At 60.8% G+C, this 13,749-nt stretch carries 14 protein-coding genes; 11 read left to right on the plus strand and 3 right to left on the minus strand.

Translation table 11 applies throughout. From position 1 onward, the window contains the following. The 11 genes from ccoP to ACQKP2_RS29350 all read left to right on the plus strand — a co-directional run. Window positions 1-901: cytochrome-c oxidase, cbb3-type subunit III (ccoP, locus tag ACQKP2_RS29300; RefSeq protein ID WP_427581741.1), on the plus strand; the 901-nt coding region annotated here is incomplete at its 5' end. Between the two features lie 163 nt (window positions 902-1,064). Next, window positions 1,065-1,319: a type II toxin-antitoxin system Phd/YefM family antitoxin gene (locus ACQKP2_RS29305; RefSeq protein WP_427581763.1), complete on the plus strand. Its 255-nt coding sequence runs from the start codon at window positions 1,065-1,067 to the stop codon at window positions 1,317-1,319. Beyond that, window positions 1,319-1,729 (plus strand): type II toxin-antitoxin system VapC family toxin, encoded by a 411-nt coding sequence (locus ACQKP2_RS29310; RefSeq protein ID WP_427581743.1) that lies wholly within the window; start codon window positions 1,319-1,321, stop codon window positions 1,727-1,729. Before ACQKP2_RS29305 ends, ACQKP2_RS29310 begins: the two co-directional genes overlap by 1 nt. A 204-nt stretch (window positions 1,730-1,933) precedes the next feature. Next, window positions 1,934-3,349 (plus strand): cytochrome c oxidase accessory protein CcoG, encoded by a 1,416-nt coding sequence (ccoG, locus tag ACQKP2_RS29315; protein WP_427581745.1) that lies wholly within the window; start codon window positions 1,934-1,936, stop codon window positions 3,347-3,349. 11 nt (window positions 3,350-3,360) lie between these two features. Continuing rightward, window positions 3,361-3,894: a FixH family protein gene (locus ACQKP2_RS29320; RefSeq protein ID WP_427581747.1), complete on the plus strand. Its 534-nt coding sequence runs from the start codon at window positions 3,361-3,363 to the stop codon at window positions 3,892-3,894. Between the two features lie 145 nt (window positions 3,895-4,039). Beyond that, entirely contained in the window at window positions 4,040-6,490 is a 2,451-nt protein-coding gene (locus tag ACQKP2_RS29325) for a heavy metal translocating P-type ATPase (protein WP_427581749.1), read from the plus strand. A 22-nt stretch (window positions 6,491-6,512) separates the two neighbouring features. Then, a complete protein-coding gene (ccoS, locus tag ACQKP2_RS29330; RefSeq protein ID WP_427581751.1) occupies window positions 6,513-6,731 on the plus strand; it encodes a cbb3-type cytochrome oxidase assembly protein CcoS in 219 nt (72 codons plus the stop codon). After that, on the plus strand, window positions 6,724-7,407 hold the full coding sequence (locus ACQKP2_RS29335; RefSeq protein ID WP_427581753.1) for a sulfite exporter TauE/SafE family protein: 684 nt from the start codon (window positions 6,724-6,726) through the stop codon (window positions 7,405-7,407). The genes ccoS and ACQKP2_RS29335 overlap by 8 nt, the downstream gene beginning before the upstream one ends. Before the next feature lie 168 nt (window positions 7,408-7,575). Continuing rightward, the gene (hemN, locus tag ACQKP2_RS29340) at window positions 7,576-8,958 is read left to right on the plus strand and encodes an oxygen-independent coproporphyrinogen III oxidase (protein ID WP_427581765.1); all 1,383 of its coding nucleotides are present in this window, start codon (window positions 7,576-7,578) and stop codon (window positions 8,956-8,958) included. 126 nt (window positions 8,959-9,084) lie between these two features. Continuing rightward, complete coding sequence (gene fnr, locus ACQKP2_RS29345) at window positions 9,085-9,819, plus strand: fumarate/nitrate reduction transcriptional regulator Fnr (protein ID WP_427581755.1); 735 nt, start codon at window positions 9,085-9,087, stop codon at window positions 9,817-9,819. Between the two features lie 79 nt (window positions 9,820-9,898). Further along, window positions 9,899-10,447 (plus strand): adenine phosphoribosyltransferase, encoded by a 549-nt coding sequence (locus ACQKP2_RS29350; protein ID WP_027921719.1) that lies wholly within the window; start codon window positions 9,899-9,901, stop codon window positions 10,445-10,447. A 118-nt stretch (window positions 10,448-10,565) separates the two neighbouring features. On the opposite strand, the gene ACQKP2_RS29355 is transcribed toward ACQKP2_RS29350, so the two are convergent. The 3 genes from ACQKP2_RS29355 to ACQKP2_RS29365 all read right to left on the minus strand — a co-directional run bounded on the left by ACQKP2_RS29355 (window position 10,566) and on the right by ACQKP2_RS29365 (window position 13,588). After that, on the minus strand, window positions 10,566-11,714 hold the full coding sequence (locus ACQKP2_RS29355; RefSeq protein ID WP_427581758.1) for an acyl-CoA dehydrogenase family protein: 1,149 nt from the start codon (window positions 11,712-11,714) through the stop codon (window positions 10,566-10,568). Between the two features lie 158 nt (window positions 11,715-11,872). Then, a complete protein-coding gene (gene recR, locus ACQKP2_RS29360) occupies window positions 11,873-12,475 on the minus strand; it encodes a recombination mediator RecR (RefSeq protein WP_427581759.1) in 603 nt (200 codons plus the stop codon). A 75-nt stretch (window positions 12,476-12,550) separates the two neighbouring features. Beyond that, window positions 12,551-13,588, minus strand: coding sequence for an NADP-dependent oxidoreductase (locus ACQKP2_RS29365; RefSeq protein WP_427581761.1), 1,038 nt, complete (start codon window positions 13,586-13,588; stop codon window positions 12,551-12,553). Window positions 13,589-13,749 lie beyond the last annotated feature (161 nt).

A 13,749-nucleotide genomic window follows, 5' to 3' on the forward strand; every position in this document is an offset into this window, starting at 1 on the left:
GTCGCCATCGCTGGTAAGCCAGCTCCCACAGACTTACGACACGCCGCTAATTTGTGGCTCCCCCCAAAAAAACGTAGGAGCCAGGCTTGCCGGCGTGCTGTTCGTGGGCACCATCGTTTTCGCCCTGGGTTATCTGGTGCTGTACCCGGGCCTGGGCAACTGGAAAGGCCTGCTGCCGGGTTACAACTACCTGGATAACGAGAAGCAGACCGCGTTCGCCAACGGCCAGACCGGCTGGACCGGCGTTCACGAGTGGGAAAAGGAAATGGCGCGCTCGGACGCCCGGTTCGGTCCGATCTTCGCCAAGTTCGCTGCAATGCCAATCGAAGAAGTCGCCAAGGACCCGCAAGCCCTCAAGATGGGTGGCCGCCTGTTTGCCTCCAACTGCTCGGTCTGCCACGGCTCCGACGCCAAGGGCGCCTATGGTTTTCCCAACCTGACCGACGCCGACTGGCGCTGGGGCGGCGAGCCGCAGACCATCAAGACCACCATCATGGGTGGCCGTCACGCGGTCATGCCTGCGTGGGCTGAAGTGATCGGCGAGCAAGGCGTCAGCGATGTCGCGGCTTATGTACTGACCAACCTCGATGGCCGCAAGCTGCCCGAAGGCGCCAAGGCTGACCCGGTTGCCGGCCAGAAGCTGTTCGCCGCCAACTGCGTGGCCTGCCACGGTCCGGAAGGCAAAGGCACCCCGGCAATGGGCGCGCCAAACCTGACCCACCCGGCCGCGTTCATCTACGGTTCGAGCTTCGCTCAACTGCAGCAGACCATCCGTTACGGCCGCCAGGGCCAGATGCCTGCGCAAGAGCAATTGCAGGGCAACGACAAGGTTCACCTGCTGGCCGCTTACGTCTACAGCCTGTCTCACGGTGAGAAGGCTCCGGCAGCGGACGCCCAGTAAGGCAAGCGCTTGAAGTCACGAAAAAAGCCCCGTCGGATGACGGGGCTTTTTTTTGACCTGAAGAACAGTGACCGATGGTCGCGAACCGGCAGTACAACGTTGCGAGCCGGGCAGCCATGGTAGTAACGTTTCTACATTCGAAAAATAAGAGAGGTCAATGCAGATGACCATCACGACTATTTCCAGCCGAGAATTCAACCAGGACACAAGTGGTGCCAAAAAAGCCACGCGACAAGGGCCGGTATTCATCACTGATAGAGGCAGGCCTGCTCATGTGCTGCTAAGCATTGAGGACTACCAGAAATTGACGGGTATCAACGCCGACATTGTCGACCTGCTGGTCATGCCGGAAGCGGCAGACATCGAGTTCGAAACCGAACGCGCAGCGATCACTCACCGCCCCCTGGATCTGTCCTGATGTTCCTGCTCGACACCAACGTGATTTCCGAACTGCGCAAACCCCACGCTGACACGAATGTCGTCACCTGGGCCAAAAGCGTCATCGCCCCGCGCCTGTTCATTTCGGTCATTACCTTGAAGGAATTGGAGACGGGGGTCCTGCGCATGGAGCGTCGAGATCCCGCACAGGGAAAAATCCTGCGCACCTGGCTCAAACACCATGTCATGCCCGCATTCGACGCGCGAATCCTGCCCATCGATGCGGCCGTCGCCCTTCGGTGCGCCAGTTTGCATGTTCCTGATCGCACGAACGAAGCCGACTCCCTGATAGCGGCAACGGCGCTCGTTCATGGCCTGACCGTCGTCACCCGCAACGTCGACGATTTTCAATCCAGCGGTGTGCCGTTGATTAATCCATGGGGCGATTGAGCGTCGGCACCCGCAAAACCGTCCATACTTCAAAGGTCAATTGATTCAAGTCATTACACCATCGTTTAATTTCTCCCAACGTGACCAAAGGTCGCACCCTTGGGCTAGAGCGACAGGCGTATCATTGCGCCACTGCAACACCCTTTTTGATCGCGGTCGGCACGTACTGACCGAGACACTTTTCCACTGCCGTGGGATGCAATGATGAGCAACCAGATACCGGTACACGACGTCACTCCACCCACCAAGAACGCGAACAACAGCGTCGACCTCTACGCCTCCCGGGAAAAGATCTACACCCGCGCCTTCACCGGCCTGTTCCGCAATCTGCGGATGGCGGGCGGCGCCGTGTTGTTCCTGCTGTATTTCGGTACTGTCTGGCTCAACTGGGGCGGCCATCAGGCCGTCTGGTGGAACCTGCCGGATCGTAAATTCTTCATCTTCGGCGCGACCTTCTGGCCACAGGATTTCATCCTGCTGTCCGGCATGCTGATCATCGCGGCCTTCGGCCTGTTCTTCATCACCGTGTACGCCGGACGGGTCTGGTGCGGCTATACCTGCCCGCAAAGTGTCTGGACCTGGATTTTCATGTGGTGCGAAAAGGTCACTGAAGGCGACCGCAACCAGCGCATCAAACTCGACAAGGCGCCGATGAGCGCCAACAAGTTCTTGCGCAAGTTCTGCAAGCACGCCATGTGGCTGCTGATCGGCTTCGTGACCGGCATGACCTTCGTCGGCTACTTCTCGCCGATCCGCGAGCTGGTCATGGACTTCTTCATAGGCGAAGCCGATGGCTGGTCTTACTTCTGGGTCGGCTTCTTCACACTGGCCACTTACGGCAATGCCGGATGGCTGCGTGAACAGGTGTGCATTTACATGTGCCCATACGCGCGATTCCAGAGTGTGATGTTCGACAAGGACACCCTCATCGTTTCGTACGATCCGCGTCGTGGCGAGGGCCGTGGACCACGCAAGAAAGGCATCGACTACAAGGCACAGGGCCTGGGCGATTGCATCGACTGCACCATGTGCGTCCAGGTCTGCCCGACCGGTATCGACATCCGTGATGGCCTGCAAATCGAGTGCATCGGCTGTGCTGCCTGCATCGATGCCTGCGACGCCATCATGGACAAGATGGAGTATCCGCGCGGCCTGATCAGCTACACCACCGAGCACAACCTCTCGGGGCAGAAAACCCATAAACTGCGCCCACGACTGATCGGCTATGCCGTTGTGCTGCTGGCGATGATCAGCTTGCTGGTGACCGCGTTTTTCATGCGCTCGCTGGTCGGTTTCGACGTCAGCAAGGACCGCGTGCTGTATCGCGAGAACGCCGAGGGACGGATCGAAAACGTCTACAGCCTGAAGATCATGAACAAGGATCAGCGCGACCACACCTACTTGCTTGAAGCCACCGGCCTGCCGGACCTCAAGCTGCAAGGCAGGCGCGAGGTCAAGGTCGCGGCCGGCGATATCGTCAGCCAGCCCGCCGAATTGTCCGTCGCGCCGGAACACCTGCCATCGAGCACCAACGAGGTGAAGTTCATCCTCAAGGATGCCGATGACGCCAGCATTCACGTTGAAGCCAAGAGCCGGTTCATCGGCCCACAAAATCGTTGAGAGAAGTGATCATGCCCGCAGCAAACGCCGCAAGCCCCTGGTACAAGCACCTTTGGCCATGGATCATCATCGGGATCCTGGCCTGCTCGGTGACCCTGACCTTGTCCATGGTGACGATTGCAGTGAAGAACCCGGACAACCTGGTCAATGACAACTACTACGAGGCCGGCAAAGGCATCAACCGCTCCCTGGACCGCGAACTGCTGGCGCAGACCCTGTTGATGCGTGCCAATGTTCATCTGGATGACGTGACCGGCGAAATCGACCTGCGCCTGAGCGGCAATAGCCAGCCCAAAACCGTGGAACTGAACCTGATTTCGCCCACCCAGCCTGAAAAGGACCGCAAGATCATCCTGACCCGCAGTGAAACCGAACAGGGCCGCTACATCGGCCAGTTGACCGACAAGATCGAAGGCCGCCGCTTCGTCGAACTGCTGGGCTCCCAGGACGATCATGTATGGCGCATGTTCGAGGAAGAACTGGTCAGCCCCGACAAAGACCTGCTGCTCGGTGACGAACCGTTGCAGGGCGCGGAAGACCAATAGCACCCACCTGATCGTTCCCACGCTCTGCGTGGGAACGTAGCCAGGGACGCTCCGCGTCCCGGCCGAAGCGGACGCGGAGCGTCCGTAGAGGCATTCCCACGCAGAGCATGGGAACGATCATCGGATAATGTCTCGTGAATGCCACATGACCACCCCTACCCCCTGCTACCACTGCGCCCTGCCCGTCCCCGCCGGCAGCCGCTTCACCGCTGCGGTCCTGGGACAAACCCGCGAGTTCTGCTGTCCGGGTTGCCAGGCGGTGGCCGAGGCGATTGTCGCCGGCGGGCTTGATAGCTATTACCGGCATCGCAGTGAAGCGTCGGCCAATCCCGAAGCGCTGCCGGTGCAACTGGTCGATGAACTGGCACTGTACGACCGCGCCGATGTACAGCAACCCTTTGTTCGCCACGAAGGCGAACTCGCCGAAACCACGCTGCTGATGGAAGGCATCAGTTGTGCCGCCTGCGGCTGGTTGATCGAGAAGCACCTGCGCACGCTGCCGGCGGTGGCCGAAGCCCGCTTGAATCTGTCGAACCATCGACTGCATGTACGCTGGGCCGATGCTCAATTGCCACTCAGCCAGGTACTCGCCGAGCTGCGCCATATCGGCTATGCGGCTCATCCTTATCAAGCGGACCTGGCCACTGAACAACTGGCCAGCGAAAACCGCCGGGCCCTGCGCCAACTCGGCGTGGCCGGGCTGCTGTGGTTCCAGGCCATGATGGCGACCATGGCCACCTGGCCGGAATTCAACATCGACCTGAGCCCGGAACTGCATGAAATCCTGCGCTGGGTCGCTCTGTTCCTCACCACCCCGATCGTGTTCTACAGCTGTGCGCCGTTCTTCAAGGGCGCCATGCGCGACCTGCGTACCCGGCATCTGACCATGGATGTTTCGGTATCGCTGGCCATTGGCAGTGCCTACATCGCCGGAATCTGGACGTCGATCACCGGCGTCGGTGAGCTGTATTTCGACGCCGTCGGCATGTTTGCACTGTTCCTGCTGGCCGGGCGTTATCTGGAACGCCGCGCCCGGGAACGCACCGCCGCCGCTACCGCACAGTTGGTCAATCTGCTGCCGGCCTCCTGCCTGCGCCTCAACGTTGACGGCCAGAGCGAACGGATCCTGCTGCGCGAATTGCAGGTGGGCGATCAGGTGCTGGTGCATCCAGGCGCCATCCTCCCTGCCGACGGCAGAATTCTCGAAGGACAATCGAGCATCGACGAGTCGCTGCTGACGGGCGAATACTTGCCGCAGGCACGGGTCCCTGGCGATGCAGTGACCGCCGGCACTCTGAACGTCGAAGGCGCGCTGAAGGTACAAGTCCAGGCGCTGGGCCAGGACACTCGCCTGTCCGCCATCGTCCGTCTGCTGGATCGCGCCCAGGCCGAAAAACCACGATTGGCGCAAATCGCCGATCGCGCCGCGCAGTGGTTCTTGCTGCTGTCGTTGATCGCTGCCGCCGCCATTGGCCTGCTGTGGTGGCAGCTGGATTCGTCCCGGGCCTTCTGGATCGTTCTGGCCATGCTGGTCGCCACCTGCCCGTGCGCGCTGTCCCTGGCAACGCCGACGGCCCTCACCGCAGCCACGGGCACCCTGCACAAGCTGGGTTTGCTGCTCACTCGTGGTCATGTACTGGAAGGCCTGAACCAGATCGATACGGTGATTTTCGATAAGACGGGCACACTCACCGAAGGGCGCCTGACATTGCGCTCGATTCGCCCACTCGGCGCGCTCGACAGCGACCATTGCCTGAGCCTCGCCGCCGCACTGGAAAACCGCTCCGAACACCCCATCGCCCGCGCGTTCGGCCGCGCCCCATTGGCCGCCGAAGAAGTCCACGGCAAACCGGGACTCGGCCTGGAAGGCGTCGTTGGCACGCAACACCTGCGCATCGGCCAACCCGGATTTGTCTGCGAGCTCAGTGGCGCCCCGGTGCCGTCGATGCCCGATGAAGCCGGACAATGGTTATTGCTCGGCGACAGTCTCCGACCACTGGCGTGGTTCGTGCTCGACGATCGGCTGCGTAGCGATGCCTCGGCCCTGCTTGCGGCTTGCAGGGTCCGCGGCTGGCGCACGCTGTTACTGTCTGGCGATAGCTCGCCGATGGTCGCCGGTGTCGCGCAGGAGCTGGGAATCGACGAAGCCCGCGGTGGCCTGCGGCCGGACGACAAATTGCAAATCCTGCAGCAGCTTCACCGGGAAGGTCGCAAGGTGTTGATGCTCGGTGACGGGGTCAACGATGTGCCGGTATTGGCTGCCGCCGATATCAGCGTGGCCATGGGCTCGGCCACCGACCTGGCGAAAACCAGCGCCGACGCGGTGCTGCTGTCCAACCGCCTCGATGCGCTGGTCCAGGCCTTCAACCTGGCACGCCGTACCCGCCGGGTCATCATCGAGAACCTGTTGTGGGCCGGGTTGTACAATGGCCTCATGTTGCCATTCGCCGCCCTCGGCTGGATCACGCCTGTTTGGGCGGCGGTTGGCATGTCCATCAGTTCGTTGACCGTAGTGCTCAATGCCCTGCGCCTGACTCGACTGCCGGGTGCGCCAGTTGCCGGCACCACGACACAAACCCGCCCGTTGCCGGCCTGAGCCGCGCGGGCATGGAGACAAGATGCCAGCTCTCTACGTGATGATTCCGGCCGCGCTGCTGATCGTGGCCATCGCCATCTACATCTTCTTCTGGGCGGTCGACAGCGGTCAGTACGATGACCTGGACGGCCCGGCCCACAGCATCCTGTTCGATGACCAGGACCCGAACCACACCGCAGCGGTCGACGAGGCCAGCGGTCATCCGGCACACCCCGACGACAAGGCCCCGCCCCATGCTTGAATTGGCGCCATTGCTGGTGTCTGCGGTGATTCTCGGTCTGCTCGGTGGTGGCCATTGCCTGGGCATGTGCGGCGGCCTGATGGGGGCGCTGACCCTGGCAATTCCCAAGGAGCAACGCAGCCGCCGCTTTCGCCTGTTACTGGCTTACAACCTGGGGCGAATTCTCAGCTATGCGGTCGCCGGCCTGTTGATCGGGCTGGCCGGCTGGGCAGTGGCCAACAGCCCGGCTGCGATGTTCATGCGGGTGCTCGCCGGACTCCTGCTGATCGCCATGGGCCTGTACCTGGCCGGGTGGTGGAGCGGCCTGACGCGCATTGAAAGCCTTGGTCGTGGCCTGTGGCGGCACGTTCAGCCAGTGGCCAACAAAATGCTGCCGGTATCGAGCGTTTCGCGCGCCCTGGTGCTTGGCGGGCTGTGGGGCTGGCTGCCGTGCGGTCTGGTTTACAGCACCTTGCTCTGGTCGGCCAGCCAGGGCAACGCCGTGGACAGCGCCCTGCTGATGCTTGCATTCGGCGTGGGGACCTGGCCGGTGCTGCTCGCCACCGGGCTGGCCGCCGAACGGGTAACGGCGCTGTTACGCAAACGCAGCGTACGCATGGCCGGTGGGCTGCTGGTGATGCTGTTCGGCATCTGGACCCTGCCGGGGCCTCACCAGCATTGGTTGATGGGGCATTGAATTTGCGGTGACCCCATCGTGGGAGCGAGCCTGCTCCGGGCGGCGTTCCGACGATGAGGTCCGCACCAACAACACACCTCCTGTCCCTTGATGCAAATCAAGGTACCCCGACGCCTTGCCCCCTAGACTGGCCACCACTGCCAGCCCATTCCGGGGGATGCCCGCATGATGCTCGACGCCATTCGTTGGGATACCGACCTGATCCGCCGTTATGACCTGGCGGGACCGCGCTATACCTCCTATCCAACCGCCGTGCAATTTCACAGCCAGGTGGGCACCTTCGACCTGTTTCATGCCCTGCGCGACAGCCGCAAGGCCCTGCGCCCATTGTCGCTGTACGTGCATGTGCCGTTCTGTGCCAACATTTGCTACTACTGCGCCTGCAACAAAGTCATCACCAAGGATCGTGGTCGCGCCCAGCCGTACCTGCAGCAACTGGAGCAGGAGATCCAGCTGATCGCCTGCCACCTCGATCCCGCGCAAAAAGTCGAACAACTGCACTTCGGCGGTGGCACGCCAACTTTTCTCAGCCATGACGAACTGCGTCAGTTGATGACGCACTTGCGCAGGCATTTCAACCTGCTGGATGACGATTCCGGCGATTACGGCATCGAAATCGACCCCCGGGAAGCCGACTGGTCGACCATGGGCCTGTTGCGCGAACTGGGGTTCAACCGGGTCAGCATCGGCCTGCAGGACCTCGACCCGGCCGTGCAGCGCGCGGTCAATCGCCTGCAAAGCCTGGAGGAAACCCGTGCGGTGATCGACGCTGCGCGTACCCTGCAGTTTCGCTCGATCAATATCGATTTGATCTACGGCTTGCCCAGGCAGACCCCGGAAAACTTTGCCCGCACGGTCGAAGAAGTCATCAATCTGCAACCCGACCGGCTCTCGGTGTTCAATTACGCCCACCTGCCGGAACGGTTCATGCCGCAACGACGGATCGACAGCAATGAACTGCCGACGCCGGCTCAAAAGCTGGAGATGTTGCAGCGCACCATCGAACAACTGACCACTGCCGGTTACCGCTACATCGGCATGGATCACTTCGCCCTGCCGGACGATGAGCTGGCGATCGCCCAGGAAGAATCGACCCTGCAACGCAATTTTCAGGGCTACACCACCCACGGGCATTGCGACCTGATCGGACTCGGCGTTTCGGCCATCAGCCAGATTGGCGATTTGTACTGCCAGAACAGCAGTGACTTGAACCAGTACCAGAACACCCTGGCATCCACGCAACTGGCCACCAGCCGCGGCCTGCTATGCAACAACGACGACCGCCTGCGGCGTGCCGTGATCCAGCAGTTGATCTGTAACTTCCACCTGGATTTCGCTCAGATCGAAAAGGACTTCAACATAGATTTTCAAGGCTATTTCGGCGAACTTTGGCCACAATTGCAGCGCATGAGCAAAGACGGCTTGATTGAACTGGATCGCGAGGCAATCACCATCCTGCCTGCCGGGCGCTTGCTGGTGCGTTCGGTGTGCATGGTCTTCGACGCTTACCTGGAACAACACAGCCGTCAACGGTTCTCCCGAGTCATCTAGGGGGCGTTCTCGATTAAATTGAGGACGCCCCCTTCAACTGCGACAAATCCGCCGCCTACTGGCTTCAATGTCCTGTGCTGAGTTACCCTTACATCTTATGTGTGATTTCCCACAAGGATTGAAGAAATGTCCGAGCCAGTAAAACTGCGCAATCATAATCAGGCCCATTGCAAGGATTGCAGCCTGGCCCCGCTGTGTTTGCCACTTTCGTTGAATCTGGAAGACATGGATGCCCTGGACGAGATCGTCAAGCGTGGTCGTCCGCTGAAAAAAGGCGAGTTTCTGTTCCGTCAGGGCGACACGTTCGACTCGGTCTACGCTGTCCGCTCCGGCGCGCTCAAGACCTTCAATCTCAGCGACGCCGGCGAAGAACAGCTCACCGGCTTCCACCTGCCAAGCGAACTGGTCGGTCTGTCGGGCATGGACTCCGAAAAGCACCCGGTATCGGCGCAAGCGCTGGAAACCACCTCGGTGTGCGAAATACCCTTCGAACGCCTCGATGAGCTGGCCCTGCAATTGCCGCAACTGCGCCGTCAGTTGATGCGGGTGATGAGCCGCGAGATCCGCGACGATCAACAGATGATGTTGCTGCTGTCGAAGAAAACCGCCGACGAACGCATTGCCACCTTTCTCGTCAACCTGTCTGCACGTTTCCGCGCACGGGGCTTCTCGGCCAATCAGTTTCGCCTGAGCATGTCGCGCAACGAAATCGGCAATTACCTGGGCCTGGCGGTGGAAACCGTGTCACGGGTGTTTACACGCTTCCAGCAGAACGAATTGATCGCTGCCGAAGGCAAGGAAATCCGCATTCTCGACCCGATCCAGCTCTGCGCCCTGGCCGGCGGTTCGATCGACGGCTGATTTCGCCTGTTTGCGGCTGAGCGAAATGGCTTGGCCGCCGTTATAATGCGCGTTTGCACCCTGCCAGGACACCGCGACGATGGTCTTCGACTCCTTCGACATCAAATCCCTTATCCGCCCCGTGATCGACTTTCCCAAGCCGGGCGTGATCTTTCGGGACATCACCCCGTTGTTCCAGTCGCCCACAGCGCTGCGCCTGGTCATGGACAGCTTCGCCCATCGCTATGTCGAGGCCGATTTCACCCACATCGGCGCCATGGACGCCCGCGGCTTCCTGATCGGCTCGGTACTGGCCTATCAATTGAACAAACCGCTGGTGCTGTTCCGCAAGCAAGGCAAGCTGCCGGCGGACGTACTTGCCGAAGGTTATGCCACCGAATACGGTGAAGCCTTTCTCGAAGTGCATGCCGACAGCCTGTGCGAAGGCGACTCGGTGGTGATGTTCGATGACCTGATCGCCACCGGCGGGACCCTTATTGCGGCGGCGAACCTGATCCGACGCATGGGCGCCAGGGTTCACGAAGCCGCGGCGATCATCGACCTGCCGGAGCTCGGTGGCTCGCAGCGTCTGGAAGACATGGGCATCCCGACTTTCTGCCTGACGCAGTTTGCCCTGACTGATAAATAAGCGGCGTTCTTCAATCCGCCATCGCGAGCAGGCTCGCTCCCACACTGGAACTGTGTCGTTCACAAATCCCCTGTGGGAGCGAGCCTGCTCGCGATAGCGCCGGCCGCCACACCGCCAATTACAACCCCATCTGCTTGCTGATGATTTCGTTCATCACTTCCCGCGTACCGCCACCGATCGAAAGTATCCGGCAATCCCGGTACAACCGCTCCACCAGACTCTCCCGCATATAACCCAGCCCACCGAGAATCTGCACTGCGTCCGTGGTGATCCGGTCTGCCGTATCGGTAGCAACATTCTTCGCCATGGAAATTTCCTTGATCACACTCTGCCCCGCAGCCATTTTCGCCGCCTGCCGGTAAGTGAATTCACGTGAGACTTCCAGCTCGGTGGCCATCTCTGCGAGGCGGTGCTTGAGTACCTGGAACTTGCCGATGGGTTTGCCGAAGGCCTCACGCTCGCGTGCCCACTTCAGGCTTTGCTCCAACGCAAGCTGCGCAGTCATGTTGGCCATCAGGGCCAGGGCCAGTCGTTCACTCTGGAAGTTACCCATGATGCAGGCAAAGCCCATGTTTTCACTGCCGATCAGATTGCCGACGGGCACCTGGCAGTCCTCGAAGAACAATTCAGCGGTGTCCGATGCCCACCAGCCCATTTTCTTCAACTGACGCCCCACGGTGAAACCGGGTGTGCCCTTCTCGATCAACAACAGACTGATTCCGGCAAAACCCGGCTCGCCGGTACGCACCGCCACGGTATAAAAGTCCGCGCGCACGCCACTGGTGATGAAGGTTTTGCTGCCGCTGACCCGGTAAAAGTCGCCGTCACGCACGGCACGGGTTCGCAAGTTGGCAACGTCGGAGCCGCCACCGGGCTCGGTGACGGCCAGCGCGCTGATGCTTTCGCCCGACAGCACAAGTGGCACGACCCGATCCCGGACTTCAGGTCTGGCCCACTTGAGAATCGGCGGCAGACCGATATCCAGCGATCCCAACCCCGCCACCAGGCCACCCGATCCACAGCGCATCAATTCCTCGCTGGCAGCAATCTTGGCAAACACATCACCTTCGTGGCTGCCACCCAGGCTTTGTGGATAACCGATACCCAGAATCCCTGCCGCACCGGCCTTCAAGTAGAGCTCACGAGGGAAGCTTTCGGCCTCTTCCCACTGATCTATCTGCGGAAGAATCTCGCGCTCGACAAAACGTCTGACGCTGTCACGGACCAATTGGTGGCTGGGGTCGAAGTATTCCTGAAAGGGAGGCATCGGCGAACTCCACTGAAGGGTTCGCCGACGTTAACCGAGCGCTTGCTTGGTTTTCAACAGGATTGTGTACGTCACGCAGATCGAAGTGCTTTCAATCGTCGGATCGCCGCCCGGAGCCGGCTCGCTCCCACAAGGGCTTTGTGTACAAGCGCCGGAAATCAGAGGCTGATCGGTTTGCGCCCGGCGAACGAATGCGCCAGCGTGCCGCCATCCACCAACTCCAGCTCGCCGCCCAAGGGCACACCATGGGCGATGCGTGAAGCGATCAAGCCTTTGCTGGCAAGCAATTGGGCGATGTAGTGCGCGGTCGCTTCACCTTCCACGGTCGGGTTGGTGGCGAGAATGACTTCAGTGAAGGTTCCCGCCTCTTCGATCCGGGCCATGAGCTGCGGAATACCGATGGCTTCAGGGCCCAGGCCATCCAACGGGGACAGGTGGCCCTTGAGCACGAAGTAGCGCCCGCGAAACCCGGTCTGCTCCACGGCATAGACATCCATGGGCCCTTCGACGACGCAAAGCAACGTATCGTCGCGGCGAGCGTCGGCACATTGAGGGCAGAGGTCGTCTTCGGTCAGCGTACGGCACAAACGGCAGTGACCCACTCCGTCCATGGCCTGACTCAGGGCCAACGCCAATCGCGAACCGCCGCTGCGATCACGTTCGAGCAACTGCAACGCCATGCGCTGGGCGGTTTTCTGACCCACACCCGGCAAAACCCGCAGGGCATCGATCAGTTGGCGAATCAAAGGGCTGAAGCTCATGGGGGAAAAATCCGACTAAACAACGAGACGCGGTTTATACCCGCGCCCCGGTTGAGCGTCAAATGACAGCAACCATTATTCGGATGTTGCGACCCGAACCACCAGCTTGCCGAAGTTGCGCCCTTCCAGCAGACCGATAAACGCCTGGGGCGCGTTCTCCAGGCCATCGACGACATCTTCGCGAAACTTCACTTTGCCATCGCGCACCCACGGCGCCATGGCGCTGGCAAACTCCGGCTGCCGATCACCGTAGTCGTCGAAAACGATGAAACCCTGGATCCGCACGCGCTTGGTCAGCAGCGTACGCTGCAATGACGGCAGTCGATCCGGCCCGCTCGGCGCCTCACTGGCGTTGTAGGAAGCGATCAGGCCGCATAACGGAATCCTCGCCTTGGGATTGAGCAGAGGCACCACGGCATCGAACACCTTGCCACCGACGTTTTCATAATAGATGTCGATACCATTGGGGCACGCTTGCGCCAGCTCCTGGGCAAAGGTCGGACTCTTGTGATCCAGGCAGGCATCAAAACCCAACTCTTGGACCACATAGCGGCACTTGTCCGCACCACCGGCTACGCCCACGGCGCGCAGACCTTTGATCTTCGCCACCTGCCCGACCACCGATCCAACCGCGCCGGATGCTGCGGCGACCACCAAGGTCTCCCCCGCTTTCGGCTGCCCGATGTCCATCAGGCCCATGTAGGCCGTCATACCCGGCATGCCGAGCACGCCCAGTGCCATCGACGGGCTCGGCAGACCGGAGGGAATTGGCATGATGCTGCGACCGTCGTTGATGCTATGGCTTTGCCAGCCGGTTGCACCGACTACCAGATCGCCCTCCTGAAACCTGGGATTGAGCGAGCGTTCGACCCGGCTGACCGCCCCACCGGTCATGACTTCACCGATTTTCACCGGTTCAGCGTAAGACGGCGCATCACTCATGCGCCCGCGCATGTAAGGGTCCAGCGACAGATAAAGCGTCTTGAGCAGTACCTGGCCGTCAGCCAGCTCAGGTAGCGCGACCCGCTCCAGGCGGAAATTTTCCGGTGTAGGCGCGCCCGTCGGACGCGAGGCCAGGACTATGCGTTGATTGAGGGTCAATGGTTCGGACATGTCAGCATCTCCTTGGGTCGATGAGTTCACATATACAGGGAGCAGACCTTTGTTGCGGTATGGCGTTCGCTGTCGACTTCAGACGCTCCACCTTCTTTGGCAAGACCTTGCCATGGGTGGAGTGGAAGGAGAGCCTGGATGCAGTGACCAACGCGAATGGT

It is taken from the genome of Pseudomonas sp. NPDC089569 (genome assembly GCF_050280625.1).
GTDB lineage: Bacteria > Pseudomonadota > Gammaproteobacteria > Pseudomonadales > Pseudomonadaceae > Aquipseudomonas.

Excerpts from the sequence above, each read along its gene's own strand:
- ACQKP2_RS29310 (WP_427581743.1), top strand. The coding sequence starts at position 1,319 with ATGTTCCTGCTCGACACCAACGTGATTTCCGAACTGCGCAAACCCCAC.
- fnr (WP_427581755.1), top strand. The coding sequence starts at position 9,085 with ATGTCCGAGCCAGTAAAACTGCGCAATCATAATCAGGCCCATTGCAAG.
- ACQKP2_RS29335 (WP_427581753.1), top strand. The coding sequence starts at position 6,724 with ATGCTTGAATTGGCGCCATTGCTGGTGTCTGCGGTGATTCTCGGTCTG.
- ACQKP2_RS29320 (WP_427581747.1), top strand. The coding sequence starts at position 3,361 with ATGCCCGCAGCAAACGCCGCAAGCCCCTGGTACAAGCACCTTTGGCCA.
- ACQKP2_RS29365 (WP_427581761.1), bottom strand. The coding sequence starts at position 13,588 with ATGTCCGAACCATTGACCCTCAATCAACGCATAGTCCTGGCCTCGCGT.
- hemN (WP_427581765.1), top strand. The coding sequence starts at position 7,576 with ATGCTCGACGCCATTCGTTGGGATACCGACCTGATCCGCCGTTATGAC.
- recR (WP_427581759.1), bottom strand. The coding sequence starts at position 12,475 with ATGAGCTTCAGCCCTTTGATTCGCCAACTGATCGATGCCCTGCGGGTT.
- ACQKP2_RS29355 (WP_427581758.1), bottom strand. The coding sequence starts at position 11,714 with ATGCCTCCCTTTCAGGAATACTTCGACCCCAGCCACCAATTGGTCCGT.
- ccoS (WP_427581751.1), top strand. The coding sequence starts at position 6,513 with ATGCCAGCTCTCTACGTGATGATTCCGGCCGCGCTGCTGATCGTGGCC.
- ccoG (WP_427581745.1), top strand. The coding sequence starts at position 1,934 with ATGAGCAACCAGATACCGGTACACGACGTCACTCCACCCACCAAGAAC.
- ACQKP2_RS29325 (WP_427581749.1), top strand. The coding sequence starts at position 4,040 with ATGACCACCCCTACCCCCTGCTACCACTGCGCCCTGCCCGTCCCCGCC.
- ACQKP2_RS29305 (WP_427581763.1), top strand. The coding sequence starts at position 1,065 with ATGACCATCACGACTATTTCCAGCCGAGAATTCAACCAGGACACAAGT.
- ACQKP2_RS29350 (WP_027921719.1), top strand. The coding sequence starts at position 9,899 with ATGGTCTTCGACTCCTTCGACATCAAATCCCTTATCCGCCCCGTGATC.